The sequence below is a fragment of the Buchnera aphidicola (Ceratoglyphina bambusae) genome (genome assembly GCF_039363085.1).
Lineage (GTDB): Bacteria > Pseudomonadota > Gammaproteobacteria > Enterobacterales > Enterobacteriaceae > Buchnera_G > Buchnera_G aphidicola_E.
The window spans coordinates 220,566-239,585 of the sequence record NZ_CP134982.1; the positions used below are offsets into that span (position 1 = coordinate 220,566).

A 19,020-nucleotide genomic window follows, 5' to 3' on the forward strand; every position below is an offset into this window, starting at 1 on the left:
ATATATTATATAAACATTAATAAAATTTAATAAAATATTTTGTATATTTAATTAAAATTAATTTTTTATATAATATTTAATAATAAAATTTTAAAATTTTTATAAAAAATATTTTTAAAAATGTATAATATGTAATTGTTACATTTATTAAATTAATATACAATAATTTTATTTAATATATAAACAAAAATAAAAGTTTATATATAAAAAAAATATGAGAATAAAAATTATAAATTTTAATGTGAATTATATAAACACTTACAAAATATTGTTTAAAAATGTATAAAAGTTAAAAAAAAAAATGATATTATTAAAATTTTAAAATATAAATTTTTTATGGTAAAAATAATATGAAAATAAGAGTTGGAATAAATGGTTTTGGAAGAATAGGAAGGTTAGTTTTTAGACTTTCACAAATTTATCCAAATATAGAAGTTGTTGCAATAAATGATTTGTTAGATGTAAAATATATAAAATATTTATTAAAATATGATTCTACACATGGAAAATTTAATAAAAAAATATGTGTAAAAAAAAATTTGTTAATAATAGATAAAAAAAAAATACATATATCTTCAGAAAAAAATCCAGAAAATATACCATGGGGAAAATTGTTAGTAGATGTAGTAATAGAATCAACAGGAATTTTCATAAGCAAAGAAAATGCAGAAAAACATATATTATCTGGAGCAAAAAAAGTAGTTATTACAGCTCCTACAAAAGATGATATTCCAATGTTTGTTAAAGGAGTTAATTTTAATAAATATAACGGAGAAAAAATAGTTTCTAATGCATCATGTACAACAAATTGTTTGGCGCCTATAGCTAAGGTTTTAAACGACGAACTAAATATAATAGAAGGTTTAATGACTACTGTTCATGCAACAACAGCAACACAAAAAACTGTAGATGGAATTTCTAAAAAAGATTGGAGAGGAGGAAGAAGTGCAATTCAAAATATAATACCATCTTCTACAGGTGCTGCTATAGCAGTAGGAAAAGTAATACCTTCACTTTCAGGAAAATTAACAGGAATAGCTTTTAGAGTACCTACGGCTAATGTTTCTGTAGTAGATCTAACTGTAAGATATAAAAAATCTGCTACATATAAAGACATTTGTAACATAATTAAAAATGCTTCTGAAAACAAAATGAAAGACATAATTACTTATGTAAAAGATGATGTAGTTTCTACAGATTTCATTGGAAGTAAATTTACATCTATTTTTGATGAAAAAGCTGGTCTTTCATTAAATAAAAATTTTTCTAAAATAGTATCATGGTACGATAATGAATTAGGATATTCAAGTAAAGTATTAGATTTAGTCAATATGATATCTAAACAAATATAGTATAATTTTAAATTTATATATTTTATACAATAAAATTAAGTAGTATTATTCCAAGTAATATGGATATAATACTACATTATTAGAAATAGTAAATTTAAAAATTTTAATATTATATTGTTATTAAATATTTTTACTACATTTTTTTATTTCTAATAACAATTGTTTTATCCATAAATTTATTCTAAATTCACTTTTTTCAGGTTGTCTATCTTCATCTATTATTAAACCAATAAAATTATTTTTATCATACAAAGCTTTAGAAGAATCAAATTTATAATCTTTAGATGGCCATTTTCCAATAAATATAGCATTATTTTTTTTTAAAATTTTATATATTTTATACATAGCATCACAAAAATATTCTGAATAATCTTCTTGATCACCACATCCAAATAATGCTACAATCTTTTTTTTAAAACTTATTTTTTTTAAAATTGGAATAAAATCATCCCAATCACATTGTAAATCTCCATAATACCATGTAGGAATACCTAAAATTAATATTTTATATTTTTCTATAATTTTTCTAGATACAGTAGATATGTCATATAAACTAACTTTTTTTTTATTCATTTTTTTAAATATTTTTTTAGCAACTTTTTCTGTGTTGCCAGTATCACTTCCAAAGAATATTCCAATTTTTTCCATAACTATTACCTGAATATGTAAAAATATAAAAAATATTTTAATTAAATTAATAAAATATTTTATAATATTAATAAATTTAAACAATGTTTAAAAAATTAAAAACATAGTATTATTTTAAATATATAATATAAATAATAAACTTTTAACAATTATTTATAAATTTTTATTCAAAATAATTTCATGTTTATTAAATTAAATAATAAAAATATAAATACATAAAATGAATAATATAAAATTAGAAAAAATAATAAATAAAAAACTAAATTCAAATAAATATAAAGACAATATATTTAATGGATTGCAAATAGAAGGTAAAAAAGAAATAAATAAAATAATTACAGGAGTAAGTATATGTGAAGATTTAATAAAAATAGCAATATTAAAAAAAGCAGATGCAATTATAGTACATCATGGAATGTTTTGGAATAAAGAAAACAAAGTAATAAATGGTATAAAAAGAAAAAGACTAAAATTAATATTATCTAATAATATAAATTTATATTGTTGGCATTTGCCTTTAGATTGCGATGAAAAAATAGGAAACAATGTACAAATAGCTAAAAAATTAGATATAAAAATAATGGGCAAGATAAATTACTTATTGTTATGGGGTATTTTTAAAAACAGTATATCTTATGAAAATCTTAGTAATACAATAAAAAAATTATATTTCAGAAAACCATTCTTCTATAAAAATAATAATATTAATCATAAAATAAAAAAAATATCTTGGTGTAGTGGAAAAGGACAGAATTTAATTCTAGACGCAGCAAATTTTGGAATAGATGCATTTTTAACAGGAGAAGTATCAGAAGAAACAGTTCATTATGCTAATGAAAATAACATATATTTCTTTTCAGCGGGCCATCATGCGACAGAAATTGATGGAATAAAAAAATTAGGTGAATGGTTAAATAAAAAATATTATATAGATGTAAATTTTGTAAATATTAATAATCCAATTTAAATAATTTGTAAAAAACAAGATCAAAAATATGAAAAATAAAAAAAAATTTAATAAATATTTAAATGCATATAATCAAAATTATATAGAGAATCTTTTTATAAGATTTTTAAAAAATAAAAATAATGTTAATAAAGATTGGAGAGTTTTTTTTTCAAATATAAAAGAAAAAGAAAATATTAAAAAAAATAAAAATTATAACAACATAAAAGAAAAATATGAAATAAAAATATTGAAAAATTATTTCAGAAAAAACGGTCATATAATATCAAAAATTAATCCTATTAAAAAAAACAAAAATTATAATAATAAAAACTTGAAATTTTATTTATATAAAAAAAAATATTATAAAATAAAGAAAAAAATAAAAGAAAATAATATAACAGTAGAAAAAAATGAAATAAATTATATAAATAATTATAAAAAATTTAAAAAAATATATACTGAGAAAATAGGAATAGAATACATACATATAAGCAATAAAAAAGAAAAACTTTGGATACAAAATTATTTAGAAAAAAAAAACAATAATAAATTATGTAGAAAATATAAAATAAAGTTATTAAAAAATTTAATTATATCTAGTTATTTTGAAAAATATTTAAATATTAAATTCCCTGGAGCAAAAAGATTTTCTCTAGAAGGATCAGACATATTGATACCAGTATTAAAAGAAATAATAAGATATTCTAAAAAAAATAAATTAAAAAAAATAATTTTAGGAATGGCGCATAGAGGTAGATTAAATGTTTTAAGAAATATTTTTAAAAAAAAAATGTCAGAAATATTTAATGAATTTAATGATATTAACATAAATAAAAAAAAAATAGATGATGTAAAATATCATATGGGATTCAATAGAAAAATTATAAAAGAAAATAAAAGTATAAACATAGAAATTAAATATAATCCATCTCATTTAGAATCAATATGTCCTGTAGTTTTAGGATCTACAAGATATTATTTAGACAAGTTTAAAAAAAAAAATAAAATTTTGTCAGTTTTAGTTCATGGAGATGCTTCTTTAAGCGGTCAAGGTATTATACAAGAAACATTAAATATGTCAAAAACAAAAGGATTTACAGTAAATGGTACAATTCATATTGTAATAAATAATCAAATTGGATTTACTTCAAATTATAAAGAATTAAGATCTAATAAATATTGTACAGATATAGCTAAAATGATAGAATCTCCAGTTTTTCATGTAAATGCAGATTTTCCAGAAGAATCAATTTTTATAATAAATTTAGCTCTAAAATTTTTAAAAAAATTTAAAAAAGATGTATTCATAGATATAATATCTTATAGAAGACATGGGCATCATGAATCAGATGATCCTACAATTACTCAGCCTAAAATGTATAAATTTATAAAAAATCATGATCCTGTGTATAAAATATATGGAAAAAAATTAATTAATGAAAATATAATTTATAAAAATAAAATAAAAAAAATAAAAAAAGAATACACAAATTTTTTAAAAAATGAAGAACTAAATTATACGAAAAATAAAAATAATTTTTATTTAAATAATTATGATAAAAGAAAAATTAAAAAAAAAAATAAAAACAAAATAAAAATTATTAGTTTTGAAGAATTTAAAAATTTAGCTTTAAAAATAAATACAATACCTAAATATATTAAAATACACCCAATAGTAAAAAAAATATATTATAATAGAATTAAAATGTCAAAAGGAGAAAAAAAACTTGATTGGTCTGCAGCGGAAGCATTATCAATAGCAAATTTATTGCATTCTGGAATTTCATGTAGAATATCGGGTCAAGATGTATCTAGAGGAACATTTTCTCAAAGACATGCTATTATATATGATCAAAATAATGAAAGTAGTTATATACCATTATGTAATGTAAATAAAAATTCTAAATTTTATATATGGAATTCTACATTATCTGAATCATCAATATTAGCTTTTGAATATGGATATTCAACTTCTTCAAAAAAAATGATTAATATATGGGAAGCTCAATTTGGAGATTTCTCAAACTCATCACAAGTTATAATAGATCAATTTATAAGTTCTGGAAAAAAAAAATGGAATAAAAAATCTAATTTAATAATTTTATTACCTCATGGTTATGAAGGACAAGGCCCAGAGCATTCTTCAGCAAGATTAGAAAGATTTCTACAATTATCTTCAGAAAATAACATGAAAATTGTTGTTCCAAGTACTTCTAGTCAAATATATCATATAATAAATAATCAAATATACACAAAAAATATTTCCCCTTTAATAATAATGTCACCAAAATCTATGTTAAGAAATTCTAAATCTTTTACTAGTTTAAAAGATATATATTTTGGAAAGTTTAAAAAAATAATATACAAAAAGAATAATATTAATAAAAAAATAAAAAAAATAATTATTTGTTCTGGAAAAATATATTATGATTTATATAAAGAAATTAAAGCAAAAAATATAAATAATGTACTAATAATAAGAATAGAAATATTATATCCATTTCCTAAAAAAGATTTATATAAAGTAATAAGATTATATAAAAATATTAATAAATATATTTGGTGTCAAGAAGAACCAAAAAATCAAGGAGCTTGGAATTTTATAAAAAATTATATCATAAAAATAATCCCTAAAAATAAAAAAATAAAATGTATAAGTAGACCATCATCATCATCTACAGCAACAAGTTTTATGAAAACACATATAAAACAACAAAAAAAAATAATAATAAATTCTTTATATTAAAAGGATAAAATATATAAAATGAATCATAATATAATAAACATATTTGCTCCAGAGTTTCCTGAATCAGTTACTAATTCTACTATAATAAGATGGAATAAAAAAATAGGTGATGAAATAAAATATAATGAAATAATATTAGAAATAGAAACAGATAAAATAATAATGTCAGTATATTCTCCCGTAAATGGTATTTTAAATAATATATATAAAATTAAGGGAGAAAAGATTTTATCTAAAGAAATTTTAGGAAATATAAAAAAAAAAATAAAAAATGAAAATATTAAAAATAAAGATATAAAAACAACTAAAAATTATGAAATAAAAAGATCTCCTTCAGTAAGACGTTTAATAAAAACAAAAAATTTAACAACAGAAGAAATTAATGAAATAAATGAAAAAGATAGAATTACTAAATATGAAGTTTTAAAATTTTTAAATAAAAAAAAAAAAAATGAGAAAAAAAAAAATAAAAAAAAAGATAACATAAAAAAAACAAAAACAAATAAAAAAAAATATTATTTAGCACCAATGAGTGCTTTGAGAAAAAGTATATCAAAAAGATTACAAGAAGCAAAAAATAATTCAGTAATGTTAACTACTTTTAATGAAGTAAATATGGAAGAAATAATAAAAATTAGAAAAAAATATAGCATAGAATTTGAAAATAAACATAAAATTAAATTAGGATTTATGTCATTTTTTATAAAATCAGTTATAGAGTCTTTAAAAGAATTTCCTGAAGTTAACACTTCTATACATAAAGAAAATATAAAGTATTATAATTGTTATAATATAAATATAGCTATATCTACTGATAGAGGATTAGTTGCTCCATTAATAAAAAACGCAGATTTAATGAGTATGCAAAAAATAGAAAAAAAAATAATAGAACTAAAAAAAAAATCAGAAAATGGAAATTTAAAAATTAAAGAAATGAAATCAGGAAGTTTTACAATATCTAATGGTGGAGTATTTGGATCATTATTATCTACTCCAATAATAAATCCTCCTCAGACAGCTATATTAGGAATTAATTCTATACAAAACAGGCCTGTGGCAATAAATAATAAAATAAAAATTAAACCAATGATGTATTTATCATTATCATATGATCACAGATTAATAGATGGAAAAAGCTCTATAAGTTTTTTAAAACATATAAAAAATATGTTAGAAGACTTTTCTAGAGTTATGTTAAATGTTTAACAATAAATTTGTAAAACTATAGATGTATAAAAGTATTAATCTATAGTTTTAAATATTAAATGTATAAAATAATATTTTATATGTAAAAAATATTATTTTATATATATAAAATATGTTATATCTTAACATTGTTTTTTATAAATAATAGTAGTATATTTATTTATATAATTTTTTAATAAAAAAAAATAATAAATTATAAAAATAAAAATGAAAATTTATAATAATTATCATATTAAAAAAATAAGATAAATTATATGAAAAAAATAGAATTAATTTTAATAAGACATGGTCAAAGTGTGTGGAATAAATTAAATAAATTTACAGGATGGGAAGATGTAAATCTTTCAAAAAAAGGCAAAAAAGAAGCAAAAAAAGCAGCTAAATTGTTATTAAATAAAAATTTTACATTTGATTTAGTTTTTACATCTTTATTAAAAAGAGCTATATATACTACTTGGATAATATTAAAAAAATTAAATAGATTATGGATACCAGTATATAAATCTTGGAGGCTTAACGAAAGACATTATGGATTACTACAAGGATTAAATAAACAAGATACAATTTTAAAATATGGTAAAGATAGAGTCCAAGAATGGAGACGTAGTTATAAAATAGCTCCACCAAAAATTAACATTAAAGATAAGAGTTTTCCAGGAAATGATCCTAAATATTTTCATGTTGAAAAAAATTTATTACCTACTTCAGAAAGTTTAAAATGTACTATAAATAGAGTTTTACCATACTGGAATAAATTTATTTTACCTGAATTAAAAAAAAGAAAAAAAATTATTATTGTTGCTCATGGAAACTCTTTAAGAGCTTTAATAAAATATTTGCATCATATAGATGAAAAAGATATTCTAAAATTAGATATACCAACTGGCAGGCCAATAATATATGAATTTGATAAAAATATACAACCAGTAAAATTTTTTTATTTATAATATAACTTTTTAAAAAAAAGTAATTTGTATAAAGGTAAAATAAAATGATAAAAAAAATAGGAGTATTAACAAGTGGAGGGGATGCTCCAGGTATGAATGCTGCTATTAGAGGAGTTGTTAGAACTAGTTTAAGTTATGGAATAGAAGTGTTTGGAATAAATGATGGATTTTTAGGATTATATAAAAATAAAATTTTTAAATTGAATAGATTTAGTGTTTCAGATATAATTAATAAAGGTGGAACTTTTTTAGGATCGGCTAGATTTCCAAAATTTAAAAAAAAAAAAAATAGAGAAGTTTCTATAAAAAATTTAAAAAAAAAAAAAATAGATGCATTAATCGTTATAGGCGGTGATGGGTCTTATATTGGAGCACAGAAACTAAATGATATGGGTTTATCTTGTATTAGTATTCCTAGTACTATAGACAATGATGTTGTTGGTACAGATTATGCTATAGGATATTATACTGCACTAGAAACAATAGTAAAATCTATTGACAAATTAAGAGATACATCTTCATCACATAAAAGAATTTCTATAGTAGAAATAATGGGTAGAAATTGTGGAGATTTAACATTATTATCTTCTATAGCTGGTGGATGTGAGTTTTTAGCAATACCTGAAATAAAAAATTCAAAAGAAGAATTATTAAAAACAATAATTTATGGAATAAAAAAAGGTAAAAAACATTCAATAATAGCTATTACAGAAAATTTATATGATGTAAAAAATTTAGCTAAATATATAGAAAAAAAAACTAACAGAGAAACTAGAGCTACTATTTTAGGTCATATACAAAGGGGTGGATCACCTGTAGTATATGATAGAATTTTAGCTTCAAGAATGGGTGCATTTGCAGTAGAAACATTAAAAAATGGGTTCTCTGGTAGATGTATTGGAATAAAAAATGAAAATATAGTTCATAATAATATAAAAAAAACTTTAAAAAAAGTTACAAAAAAAATAAAATTTGATTGGTTAAATTTAGCAAAAAAGTTATTTTAAATAGCATCAGATTTTTTTATTATAGGGAAAAATGTTTCTACTAGCAAAGAGCACCCACCAACTAAAATTCCATCTATATATTTTTTTGATAAAAAATCTTGTACATTTTTTTCAGAAACAGATCCCCCATATTGTATTATAAGATTATTTTTTTTAAAAAAAATATCTTCTTTAGAAATATAATTTTTTATAAAAAAATGAATATCATTTACATAATCAGGATCAGCAGAAAAACCAGAACCTATCGCCCATATAGGCTCATAAGCTATGATAGAATTTCTGAAAGAATATTTTCCACAATATTTTAAAATAACATCAATTTGTTTCTTAATATTTTTTTTAGCTTCTTCAATTTTTTTTCTTTTGCTCTCTCCTACACACAATATTGGAATAAAATTATTTTTTTTAACTAAATAAAATTTTTTAGACACTATTTCATTATTTTCATTATGATGAATTCTTCTTTCAGAATGGCCAACAATTATATATTTTACATTAAAATCTTTCAACATTTCTACAGAAGTTTCTCCTGTAAAAGGTCCTGATAAATTAATATCTATATTTTGCGCGGTTAAACTAATTCTACTATTATTAATATTTTTTAATACATTATATGATTTATTTAAGTAAATAGTAGGAGGTGATATAGAAATATCATTTTTAATATTAAACCTTTCACACAAATTATTTAATTTTACAAAAAAATTTTTAATATTTTCTTTTCTGCCATTTAATTTCCAATTTCCTATTATTAACATATTTTCTCCAAATAATTTGTTAAAACTAAGTTACTGTAACTTTTATCAGTAACTTAGAACATCTTTTATATAAAATATTTAAAAAATATTAAAAATTCAAATAATAAAAATATTTAAAATTTAACTGATTTAAAAGCTTATTTAATAGTATTTGAATCATTATCTTTTTTACTTTTTTTTTTATTTTTTTTTAATAAAAATTTATTTTTTAATTTATTTATATAGTTTTCTGAAAAAGAAACATTAATTAATCTATTTTTTTTATCAAAACTATTTAATTTTATTTCAACTTTATCATTAATATTAATTAATGATAAAACTTTTTTATCTATTTTATCAAATAATTTATTTAATTTTAATATAGATTCTACACCTTCGTCAATATTTATATATAAATTCATATCATCTATTTTCTTTATTATACCATTTACTATTGAATATTTTTTATTTATTCTAATATATTTTTTATATGGATCTTCTTCTAATTGCTTTATACCTAATGATATTCTTTCTCTTTCTACATCAACCTGTAAAACAACAGTATTTATTGTATCATTTTTCTTATATTTTTCAACTGAATCCTCTCCAGAATTAATCCAAGATACATCAGACAAATGAACTAATCCGTCTACACCTCCTTTTAAACCTATAAAAATTCCAAAATCAGTTATTGATTTTATTATTCCTTTTACGCAATCACCCTTTTTATATTTCTCAGAAAAAATTTTCCAAGGATTTTCTGTGCATTGTTTTAACCCTAAAGATATTCTTCGTCTATCCTCATCTATATCTAATATCATTACTTCTATACTTTTGTTTATATCTATAATTTTAGATGGATGTATATTTTTATTAGTCCAATCCATTTCTGAAATATGAACTAAACCTTCAATGCCTTCTTTTATTTCTACAAAACATCCATAATCAGTTAAATTGGTAACTTTTCCGAATATTTTACTTCCTACAGGATATTTTTTAGAAACATTAGTCCAAGGATCCTTACTTAACTGTTTTAAACCTAATGAAACTCTAGTATTTTTTTTATCAAATTTTAATACTCTTATTTTAATTTTTTCCCCTAATTTTACTATTTCATTAGGATGTTTTACTCTTTTCCAAGCCATGTCAGTTATATGTAACAATCCATCTATTCCTCCTAAATCTATAAAAGCGCCATAATCAGTTAAATTTTTTACAGTTCCATATATATCTATACCTTCTTCTAAAATTTTTAATAATTTATTTCTTTCTTCTAGATTTTCAAATTCTATAACAGCTTTTCTAGATACTACAACATTATTTCTTTTTTTATCTAATTTTATGACTTTAAATTCAAGTTTTTTACCTTCTAAATGTGAAGTTTCTTTTACAGGTCTTATATCAACTAAAGATCCAGGTAAAAAAGCTCTAATTTCTTTTAGTTCTACAGTGAACCCTCCTTTTACTTTTCCGTTTATAACACCATTTACTGTAGTAGAATCTTTATGAGCTTTTTCTAAGTTTTTCCAAGATTCCTTTCTTTTAGCTTTTTCTCTAGACAATAAAGTTTCTCCAAAACCATCTTCTACAGTATCCAATACTACTTGAACTGTATCTCCTATTTTAATTTCTAAATTCCCATCTGAATTTTTAAACTGATCTATAGAAATTTTAGATTCAGATTTTAATCCAGAATCTATCATAACTATATCTCCTTCTATATTCATTACCGTTCCATTTATAATAGACCCTGGCTTAGTTTTAACATTTTCTAAAGACTTTTTAAATAATTCATTAAATGATTCATTCATATTTATAAATTTTAAATTTTTTTTAACATAAATTTTACTTCCTTAAAAATTTAGTTATATTATTTATTCTAATTATTATCCTTATTTATTAGATGAAATTTTTAAAAATATTATTATAAAAATAAAAATATTTTATGTTAATTTTTAAAGAAATGTATATTATTTATTTGTTATATAATTAATTAAATATAAAATTATAATTTATTAAAATAATTTAATAACTATAAACATCTTTAAACACTAATAAAATTAACACTAAAACTATAGTCTTGCAACTTCATAACACTATGTTATCAATAATAAATATATTAAATAATTTATATTTTTATCTAAAAAATTAAAATTATTAAACTGAAAATTATATTAAATAAAAATATAAATATATAAAAATATATATTTTGTTATATAATATATGTATAAATGATTAAATTATAATATTAATTTTTAAAAGAAATAAAATATTAAAAGAATATCTATTCTGTTTTAAAAGAAATTACTGAAAAAAATTTTTTAAAATATTTTGGAAAAGTTTTTTTAACACATTCTGGATTTAAAATAGTAATTTTAACACCAGATAATGCAACTAAAGAAAAACACATTGCTATTCTATGATCGTCATATGTATTTATAATAGAAGAAATAAATTTTTTAGGCGGAATTATTTTAATAAAATCTATACCTTCTTCAACTATTGCTCCAACTTTTTTTAATTCTGTAGACATAGCACTTAATCTATCAGATTCTTTAACCCTCCAATTATAAATATTTTTAATAACAGTCTGACCATTAGAAAATAATCCCAAAATAGCAACTGTCATAGCAACATCAGGCATATTATTCATATCTAAATTTATACATTTTAATGTTTTTCTTTTAACACTTATAGTATTATTTTTTGTTCTAACTATAGCCCCCATTTTTTTCAAAATTTTTAAAAATTTTATATCTCCTTGTATACTATTTTCTCCAATTCCACGAACTTTTATTTCACCTCCTTTTATAGCAGCAGCAGCAAAAAAATAAGAAGCAGAAGAAGCATCCCCTTCTATCAAAAATTTTTTAGGTGAAATATAATTTTGATTTCCAGAAATATTAAAATAAGAATAATTATTATTAATAATTTTAATACCAAATTTTCTTATAATTCTAATAGTAAGATCAACATATGGTTTAGAAACTAAATCATTTTTTATAAATATTTCTGTATTATTTTTAGCTAAAGGGCATGCTATTAACAAAGAAGTTAAAAATTGACTAGAAATTTTTCCATCTATAAATATTTTCCCTCCAGAAAAACCACCTTTTATAATTATTGGAGGATAACCATTAATATTTTTATAATATATATCAGCACCTCCTTCTATTAATGAATTTACTAAATGTTTTATTGGTCTACAATTCATTCTGGCATTACCATTTAATTCTACATTATTTTTATATAAAGAAAAAATAGCAGTTAATGGTCTTATTGCAGTTCCAGCATTTCCTAAAAATAAAGCTGTTTTTTTGTTTTTAAAAAAATTTTTAGATCCTAATATTTTTAAAGTTTTTTTTTTCTTATTAATGTTTAAAGGAATACCAATTTTTTTAAATGCTTCTAACATATATTTAGTGTCTTCACTAAATAAAAAATTTTTTAAAACAGTCTTTCCCTCAGATAAAGAAGATAACAATAATACTCTATTAGATATACTTTTAGATCCAGGTAAATTAATTTCTCCATTTATTTTAGATACTGGAAATATAACAATTTTTTTTTTTTTCATAATTTTCCTATATAAAAAAGTTTAATTATTTAAAAAAATAAAATATGTTTGAAAAATATTCATTAACCATATTTTTTTTCAAATTTTAGCATGAATTTAATTAATTTTTGTATTCCCTTAAGAGGCATAGCATTATATATAGATGCTCTCATTCCTCCTATTATATTGTGACCTTTTAAGTTTAATAATCCTTCTTTTTTAGATTCCTCTAAAAATTTTTTGTTTAAAGATTTATTTATTAAATTAAAAGTTATATTCATTTGAGATCTATTCGTTATTTTTATATTGTTTTTATATAAATTAGATTTATCAATAGCTCTGTATAATAATTTAGATTTTTTAATATTTTTTTCTTCTATGCATTTTACACCGCCATTTTTTAAAATCCATTTGAAAACTAAATTAGATATATACCATGTAAACGTATTAGGAGTGTTAAACATAGATTTATTTTTATAATTTATAGTATAATTTAAAATTGATGGAGTATATTTGTTGGCTTTATAAAATAAGTTTTTTTTTATTATTAATATAGTTATACCAGGAGGTCCTATATTTTTTTGTGATCCAGCATAAATTAAATCATAATTTTTTATTTTAATAAATCTAGATAATATGGTAGAAGAAAAATCACCTACTACAACTTTTTTTTTAAATTTAGGCTCTTCATATATAGAAATTCCCTCTATAGTTTCATTAGGACAATAATGTAAATATGATGAAGTTTTTTTTACTTTCCAATTTTTCATAGGTAATATATATTTTTTATTATTTTTAATTTTTTTAACATTTATTATGTTAGTTTTACAATATTTTTTAGATTCAATAGCAGCACTTAAAGACCAATATCCAGAGTTTATGTAATCAACTTCTTCACCGAAATTTTTGGATAAATTCATTGGAACAGCAGAAAATTGACCTCTTGCTCCACCGTGTAAAAATAAAATTTTATAATTTCTAGGAATTAGTAATAATTTTCTCAAATTTTTCTCTGAACTTTCAGCTATTTTAATAAAATCAACACTTCTATGACTAATTTCTAACATTGACATCCCTATATTACTCCAATTTAAAAATTCTTTTTTTACTTTTTTCATAACTGATTTTGGTAACATAGATGGACCGGCGCTAAAATTATAAATTTCATGCATAAATTTTTATTATATAAAACTTATATAAACAAATTATTATTATATAAATTCTAATCCTTTCATATAACGATTTTTTAATATTTTTGGTACTTTAACTTTTCCATCAATACATTGATAATTTTCTAAAATTGCAGCCATAGTTCTTCCTACAGCTAACCCTGATCCATTTAAAGTATGAACATATCTTTTATTTTTATTCTTATCTAAAAATTTTATATTAATTCTTCTAGATTGAAAATCACTCATATTAGAACATGAAGAAATTTCTATATAATTGTTTTTAGATGGAAACCAAACTTCTAAATCATATGATTTCGTAGAAGAAAAACCAATGTCTCCAGAACATATAGACATTTTTCTATATGGAAGATTTAATAATTTTAAAATTTTTTCTGCATGGTTTGTTATGTTTTCTAATGAAACGTCTGAATTTTCAGGATGTACAATTTGAACTATTTCCACTTTATCAAATTGTTTAGTTCTAATAAGACCCTTGTTACTAATACCATAAGAAGAAGATTCATTTCTAAAACATGGAGTGTTAGATGTAAATAATAAAGGCAATTTATTTTCTTTTATTAAACTATTTTTAAACAAATTAGTTAATGGAACTTCTGATGTAGGTATTAAAAAATATTTTTTTTTTTTATTTTTTTTATCTTCATAATTATAATGTCTAACATATAATAAATCTTTATAAAATTTAGGCAATTGCCCAGTACCATATAAACATTCTTCATATATCAAGTAAGGCACATAAGTTTCAACATATCCATGTTTTTCTATGTGTATATCTAACATAAATTGACCTAATGCTCTATATAATAAGGACAATTTATCTTTTAAAACAAAAAATTTAGAACCTGAAATTTTAGAAGCATTCAAAAAATCTAAATTATTCATTCTTTTGCCTAATTGAACATGATCTTTTAAATTAAAGTCATATTTTTTAATTTCCCCCCATTTATAAATTTCTAAATTTTCCTTACAATTCCTTCCATATGGTGTTTTATCATGAGGTATATTTGGCAATGTCATATAATAATTAAAAATTTTTTTTTCTATACATAATAATTCTATTTTTTTTTTTTGTAAAATTTTGTTATATTCTATAACTCTACTTCTTAGATTTTTATAATCTTTATTAGCAGTTCTAAGTTTGCCTATTAACTTTGAAATTTTATTTCTATAATGTTCTAACTTTTCTTTTTCTAATTTTATTTTATTTCTTTTTTTATTAATTTTATTAACATAATTTATATCTAAAAAAAAACCTCTTTTCTTAAGTTTTTCAAAAACAATATTAATATTATTCTTTAACAAATTTATATCTAACATATTTATTTTTCATCTTTATATCATAACAATTTTATTAAAAATTATTTTATAAGATTATATGTTAACAAAATTATTTATGTTACTTTTTATAAAGTAATTTTTTTAAAAAATCTTTTTTATATCAAAATTTTTATAAAAAAAAATATTTTAATAAAAATTTTATAAAATAAATTATAATAAAAATATTTATTTATATATTTATAAAAAATAATTATAATATAATATTTTGAAAATATATATACAATTATAATAATATTAAAATATTAAAATTAAAAAAAAATAAAATTTATGAAAAAAAAAGTGAAAAGTAATTTAATTATACTAGGATCAGGGCCAGCAGGATATACAGCATCAATTTATGCATCTAGAGCCAACTTATTTCCTATTTTAATAACTGGAGAAGAAATAGGAGGTCAACTTTACAATACAGAAAAAATAGAAAATTGGCCATCTGAATATAATTCATTAAGCGGAAAAAAGTTAATGAAAAATTTTTATAAACACTCTATAAAATTTGGAACTAAAATATATGAAGAAAAAATAATAAAAGTTATTTTTAAAAATTTTAATATAAAATTATTAAGTGAAAATTTTATTTTTAACACTAAAGCATTAATAATAGCAACTGGATCTGTACCTAAAAAATTAGGAATAAAGTCTGAAAAACAATTTGAAGGGAAGGGAATATCTTCATGCGCTATATGTGACGGTTATTTTTATAAAAACAAAAAAATAGCTATAGTAGGTGGAGGAAATACAGCTATAAGTGAAGTATTATATCTATCAAAAATAGTAAAAAAAATATATTTAATACATAGAAGTGACAAATGGAAAGCAGAAAAAATATTATTAAAAAGATTATTTAAAAAAACTAAATCTTATAACATAAAAATTTATAAAAATTATATAATAAAAAAAATATATGGAAATAATATTGTAAGTCATATAAAAATACAATCAACTAAAACAAAAAAAAATAAAAAAATATTTATCTCTTGTTTATTTATAGCTATAGGACATATTCCTAAAACAGAATTATTTGAAAATAAATTAGATATAGATAATGGATATATTAAAATAAATTCTGGAAGACATGGAAATTTTACATCTACTAACATTCCAGGTATATTCGCGGCAGGAGATGTTGTAGATCACGTATATAAACAAGCTATAACTGCTTCAGCGTTCGGATGTATGGCGGCTATAGACGCAGAAAGGTATTTAGAACAATTTAAAAATAAAAAAAATAGGTAAAATAATATGATAAAAGAAAAACAAATAGAAATACAAGGTGTTGTAGTAGAAACATTACCAAATACTATGTTCAAAGTAAAATTAGAAAACGATCATATAATAATAGCTCATATATCTGGAAAAATGAGAAAAAATTATATTAGAATTTTAACTGGTGATAAAGTTACTGTGGAAATGACACCATATGATATAGATAAAGGAAGAATAATTTTTAGAAGTAGATAGCATGAAAAATTTTTATAAATATAATAATATTATAAAAAATAACATTTTTACCGTATAAATTTTTTGAATCACAATAATTTTATGTAAACATTTTTATTTTTTTAAAAAAGGTAATTTCTATGAAAAGAAAATATTGCGGTGACATTACAGAAAAACTAATAGGAAAAAAAGTTTATTTATATGGATGGATAAAAGAAATAAAAAATTTTGGACATTTTATTTTTATGAACATTGAAGATATAAGAGGAAATGTGCAAATTATAATAAAAAAAAAAAGTAAAGTTGAATTTTCTAAAATAAACAAAATAAAAAATGGTTTTTGTGTAAAAGTTTTAGGAATAGTAAAAAAAAGAAACAAAAAAAATATAAATAGTAAAATAAAAAATGGAAACATAGAAATATATGTTAATAAAATAAAAATATTTAGTAAATCTAAAAATATTCCTATAGATTTATTAAAAAAAAATAGTGAAAAAAATAGATTAAAATATAGATATTTAGATTTAAGAACTAAAGAAATGCATAATAATTTAATTCTAAGAAGTAAAGTTATTTTTTTTATACATAAATTTATGCAAAAAAAAAAATTTGTATATGTAGAAACTCCTATATTAACAAAATCAACTCCAGAAGGAGCTAGAGATTATGTTGTTCCTAGTAGAAAACATCATGGGGAATTTTATGCATTACCTCAATCACCTCAATTATTTAAACAATTACTAATGATATCAAAACTAGATAAATATTACCAAATCGCAAAATGTTTTAGAGATGAAGATTCCAGGTCTAACCGACAACCTGAGTTCACTCAAATAGATATAGAAGCATCGTTTATAAATGAAAATGAAATTATGTATATTATAGAAAAATTAATATACAAAATTTGGAAAAAATTCAGAAAAATAGAATTAAAAAAATTTCCTACAATAACTTACAAAAAATCAATTAAAAAATATGGAACAGAAACTCCAGATATTAGAAATCCATTAAAAATAATTAATTTTTCTGATTTTTTTAAAAAAAACAATATTATTCATAATAATGAAAAAATTTTAGGAATACATATTTCCAGTAAAAACAGACCTATATTAAATAACATAAAATGTTATAAAAAAATTGCAACAAGAAATGGAATAAAAAAAATTTATTTTATAAAATTATCTAAAAAAAATATAAACAATTGTGAATTCAATAAAATAAATATTTTTAGCAAAAAAATATTTAAAAAAATTATTAAAAAATTTAATTTTTCAAAAAACGACACTTTAATAATTTCTAATAGTAATAATAAAAATATATATAAAACATTAGGAATAATATTAAAAAAAATTGCTATTGATTTAAATTTAATAAATAAAAATTCTTATTCACCAATATGGATTACAGATTTTCCTACATTTAAAAAGGATAAAAATGGAAATATTTCTTCTACACATCATCCATTTACTTCTCCAAAAAATATAAATAAAAAAAATATGAAAAAAAGCACAATAAAATCATCTAAATCTAAATCATACGATTTAGTAATAAATGGAAAAGAAATAGGAGGAGGATCTATAAGAATACATAATATTAAATTACAAAAATTAATATTCAAAATATTAAATTTATCTAAAAAAACACAAAAAGAAAAATTTGGATTTTTTATAAATGCATTAAAATATGGCCCTCCTCCACATGCAGGTATAGCATTAGGATTAGATAGAATAATTATGCTATTAATAAACGATACAAATATTAAAAATGTAATTGCTTTTCCTAAAACTACTAATGCTACATGTTTGATGACAAATAGTCCTAGTAAATTAGAAAATTATATTTTAAAAAATTTAAATATAAAAATAAAAAATATTTAAATAATTAAGTTTAAACAAAATTTCATA

Annotated in this window: 15 protein-coding genes; 9 read left to right on the forward strand and 6 right to left on the reverse strand. The window is 19.9% G+C overall.

Annotated features, from left to right (window positions below; translation table 11 throughout):
* Window positions 1–350: 350 nt before the first annotated feature.
* The gene (gap, locus tag RJD23_RS00995; protein ID WP_343188027.1) at window positions 351–1,352 is read left to right on the forward strand and encodes a type I glyceraldehyde-3-phosphate dehydrogenase; all 1,002 of its coding nucleotides are present in this window, start codon (window positions 351–353) and stop codon (window positions 1,350–1,352) included.
* A gap of 120 nt (window positions 1,353–1,472) precedes the next feature.
* Here the strand turns inward: gap and fldA are convergent, their stop codons facing one another.
* The gene (gene fldA, locus RJD23_RS01000; protein WP_343188028.1) at window positions 1,473–2,000 is read right to left on the reverse strand and encodes a flavodoxin FldA; all 528 of its coding nucleotides are present in this window, start codon (window positions 1,998–2,000) and stop codon (window positions 1,473–1,475) included.
* A gap of 220 nt (window positions 2,001–2,220) precedes the next feature.
* Here fldA and RJD23_RS01005 point away from each other — a divergent pair, with 220 nt between their 5' ends.
* The 5 genes from RJD23_RS01005 (at window position 2,221) to pfkA (ending at window position 8,855) form a co-directional block, all read left to right on the forward strand.
* A complete protein-coding gene (locus RJD23_RS01005; RefSeq protein ID WP_343188029.1) occupies window positions 2,221–2,967 on the forward strand; it encodes a Nif3-like dinuclear metal center hexameric protein in 747 nt (248 codons plus the stop codon).
* A gap of 28 nt (window positions 2,968–2,995) precedes the next feature.
* A complete protein-coding gene (locus tag RJD23_RS01010) occupies window positions 2,996–5,695 on the forward strand; it encodes a 2-oxoglutarate dehydrogenase E1 component (protein ID WP_343188030.1) in 2,700 nt (899 codons plus the stop codon).
* 18 nt (window positions 5,696–5,713) lie between these two features.
* Window positions 5,714–6,901, forward strand: coding sequence for a dihydrolipoyllysine-residue succinyltransferase (sucB, locus tag RJD23_RS01015; RefSeq protein ID WP_343188031.1), 1,188 nt, complete (start codon window positions 5,714–5,716; stop codon window positions 6,899–6,901).
* Window positions 6,902–7,155: 254 nt separating this feature from the next.
* A complete protein-coding gene (gene gpmA, locus RJD23_RS01020) occupies window positions 7,156–7,848 on the forward strand; it encodes a 2,3-diphosphoglycerate-dependent phosphoglycerate mutase (RefSeq protein ID WP_343188032.1) in 693 nt (230 codons plus the stop codon).
* 44 nt (window positions 7,849–7,892) lie between these two features.
* On the forward strand, window positions 7,893–8,855 hold the full coding sequence (pfkA, locus tag RJD23_RS01025) for a 6-phosphofructokinase (RefSeq protein WP_343188033.1): 963 nt from the start codon (window positions 7,893–7,895) through the stop codon (window positions 8,853–8,855).
* Here pfkA and tpiA read toward each other — a convergent pair.
* The 5 genes from tpiA to serS form a co-directional block, all read right to left on the reverse strand.
* Window positions 8,852–9,613 carry a triose-phosphate isomerase gene (gene tpiA / locus RJD23_RS01030; protein ID WP_343188034.1) on the reverse strand — a complete coding sequence of 254 codons (762 nt, stop codon included), beginning with the start codon at window positions 9,611–9,613 and terminating at the stop codon, window positions 8,852–8,854. The genes pfkA and tpiA overlap by 4 nt on opposite strands.
* A 137-nt stretch (window positions 9,614–9,750) precedes the next feature.
* A complete protein-coding gene (gene rpsA / locus RJD23_RS01035; RefSeq protein ID WP_343188035.1) occupies window positions 9,751–11,403 on the reverse strand; it encodes a 30S ribosomal protein S1 in 1,653 nt (550 codons plus the stop codon).
* 473 nt (window positions 11,404–11,876) lie between these two features.
* A complete protein-coding gene (gene aroA / locus RJD23_RS01040) occupies window positions 11,877–13,169 on the reverse strand; it encodes a 3-phosphoshikimate 1-carboxyvinyltransferase (RefSeq protein ID WP_343188036.1) in 1,293 nt (430 codons plus the stop codon).
* Window positions 13,170–13,231: 62 nt separating this feature from the next.
* The gene (serC, locus tag RJD23_RS01045; RefSeq protein ID WP_343188037.1) at window positions 13,232–14,320 is read right to left on the reverse strand and encodes a 3-phosphoserine/phosphohydroxythreonine transaminase; all 1,089 of its coding nucleotides are present in this window, start codon (window positions 14,318–14,320) and stop codon (window positions 13,232–13,234) included.
* Window positions 14,321–14,359: 39 nt separating this feature from the next.
* Window positions 14,360–15,658, reverse strand: a complete 1,299-nt coding sequence (gene serS / locus RJD23_RS01050) for a serine--tRNA ligase (RefSeq protein WP_343188038.1) — start codon at window positions 15,656–15,658, stop codon at window positions 14,360–14,362.
* Window positions 15,659–15,946: 288 nt separating this feature from the next.
* On the opposite strand from serS, the gene trxB reads away from it, so the two are divergent.
* From trxB to aspS, 3 genes are all read left to right on the forward strand, one after another.
* Window positions 15,947–16,912, forward strand: a complete 966-nt coding sequence (gene trxB / locus RJD23_RS01055) for a thioredoxin-disulfide reductase (protein WP_343188039.1) — start codon at window positions 15,947–15,949, stop codon at window positions 16,910–16,912.
* Window positions 16,913–16,918: 6 nt separating this feature from the next.
* Window positions 16,919–17,137, forward strand: coding sequence for a translation initiation factor IF-1 (infA, locus tag RJD23_RS01060; RefSeq protein ID WP_343188040.1), 219 nt, complete (start codon window positions 16,919–16,921; stop codon window positions 17,135–17,137).
* A 119-nt stretch (window positions 17,138–17,256) separates the two neighbouring features.
* Window positions 17,257–18,993 carry an aspartate--tRNA ligase gene (gene aspS / locus RJD23_RS01065; RefSeq protein ID WP_343188041.1) on the forward strand — a complete coding sequence of 579 codons (1,737 nt, stop codon included), beginning with the start codon at window positions 17,257–17,259 and terminating at the stop codon, window positions 18,991–18,993.
* The last annotated feature ends 27 nt before the right edge of the window (window positions 18,994–19,020 follow it).

Excerpts from the sequence above, each read along its gene's own strand:
- serS (WP_343188038.1), bottom strand. The coding sequence starts at position 15,658 with ATGTTAGATATAAATTTGTTAAAGAATAATATTAATATTGTTTTTGAA.
- aroA (WP_343188036.1), bottom strand. The coding sequence starts at position 13,169 with ATGAAAAAAAAAAAAATTGTTATATTTCCAGTATCTAAAATAAATGGA.
- trxB (WP_343188039.1), top strand. The coding sequence starts at position 15,947 with ATGAAAAAAAAAGTGAAAAGTAATTTAATTATACTAGGATCAGGGCCA.
- RJD23_RS01010 (WP_343188030.1), top strand. The coding sequence starts at position 2,996 with ATGAAAAATAAAAAAAAATTTAATAAATATTTAAATGCATATAATCAA.
- aspS (WP_343188041.1), top strand. The coding sequence starts at position 17,257 with ATGAAAAGAAAATATTGCGGTGACATTACAGAAAAACTAATAGGAAAA.
- sucB (WP_343188031.1), top strand. The coding sequence starts at position 5,714 with ATGAATCATAATATAATAAACATATTTGCTCCAGAGTTTCCTGAATCA.
- RJD23_RS01005 (WP_343188029.1), top strand. The coding sequence starts at position 2,221 with ATGAATAATATAAAATTAGAAAAAATAATAAATAAAAAACTAAATTCA.
- fldA (WP_343188028.1), bottom strand. The coding sequence starts at position 2,000 with ATGGAAAAAATTGGAATATTCTTTGGAAGTGATACTGGCAACACAGAA.
- rpsA (WP_343188035.1), bottom strand. The coding sequence starts at position 11,403 with ATGAATGAATCATTTAATGAATTATTTAAAAAGTCTTTAGAAAATGTT.
- serC (WP_343188037.1), bottom strand. The coding sequence starts at position 14,320 with ATGCATGAAATTTATAATTTTAGCGCCGGTCCATCTATGTTACCAAAA.
- tpiA (WP_343188034.1), bottom strand. The coding sequence starts at position 9,613 with ATGTTAATAATAGGAAATTGGAAATTAAATGGCAGAAAAGAAAATATT.
- infA (WP_343188040.1), top strand. The coding sequence starts at position 16,919 with ATGATAAAAGAAAAACAAATAGAAATACAAGGTGTTGTAGTAGAAACA.
- gap (WP_343188027.1), top strand. The coding sequence starts at position 351 with ATGAAAATAAGAGTTGGAATAAATGGTTTTGGAAGAATAGGAAGGTTA.
- gpmA (WP_343188032.1), top strand. The coding sequence starts at position 7,156 with ATGAAAAAAATAGAATTAATTTTAATAAGACATGGTCAAAGTGTGTGG.
- pfkA (WP_343188033.1), top strand. The coding sequence starts at position 7,893 with ATGATAAAAAAAATAGGAGTATTAACAAGTGGAGGGGATGCTCCAGGT.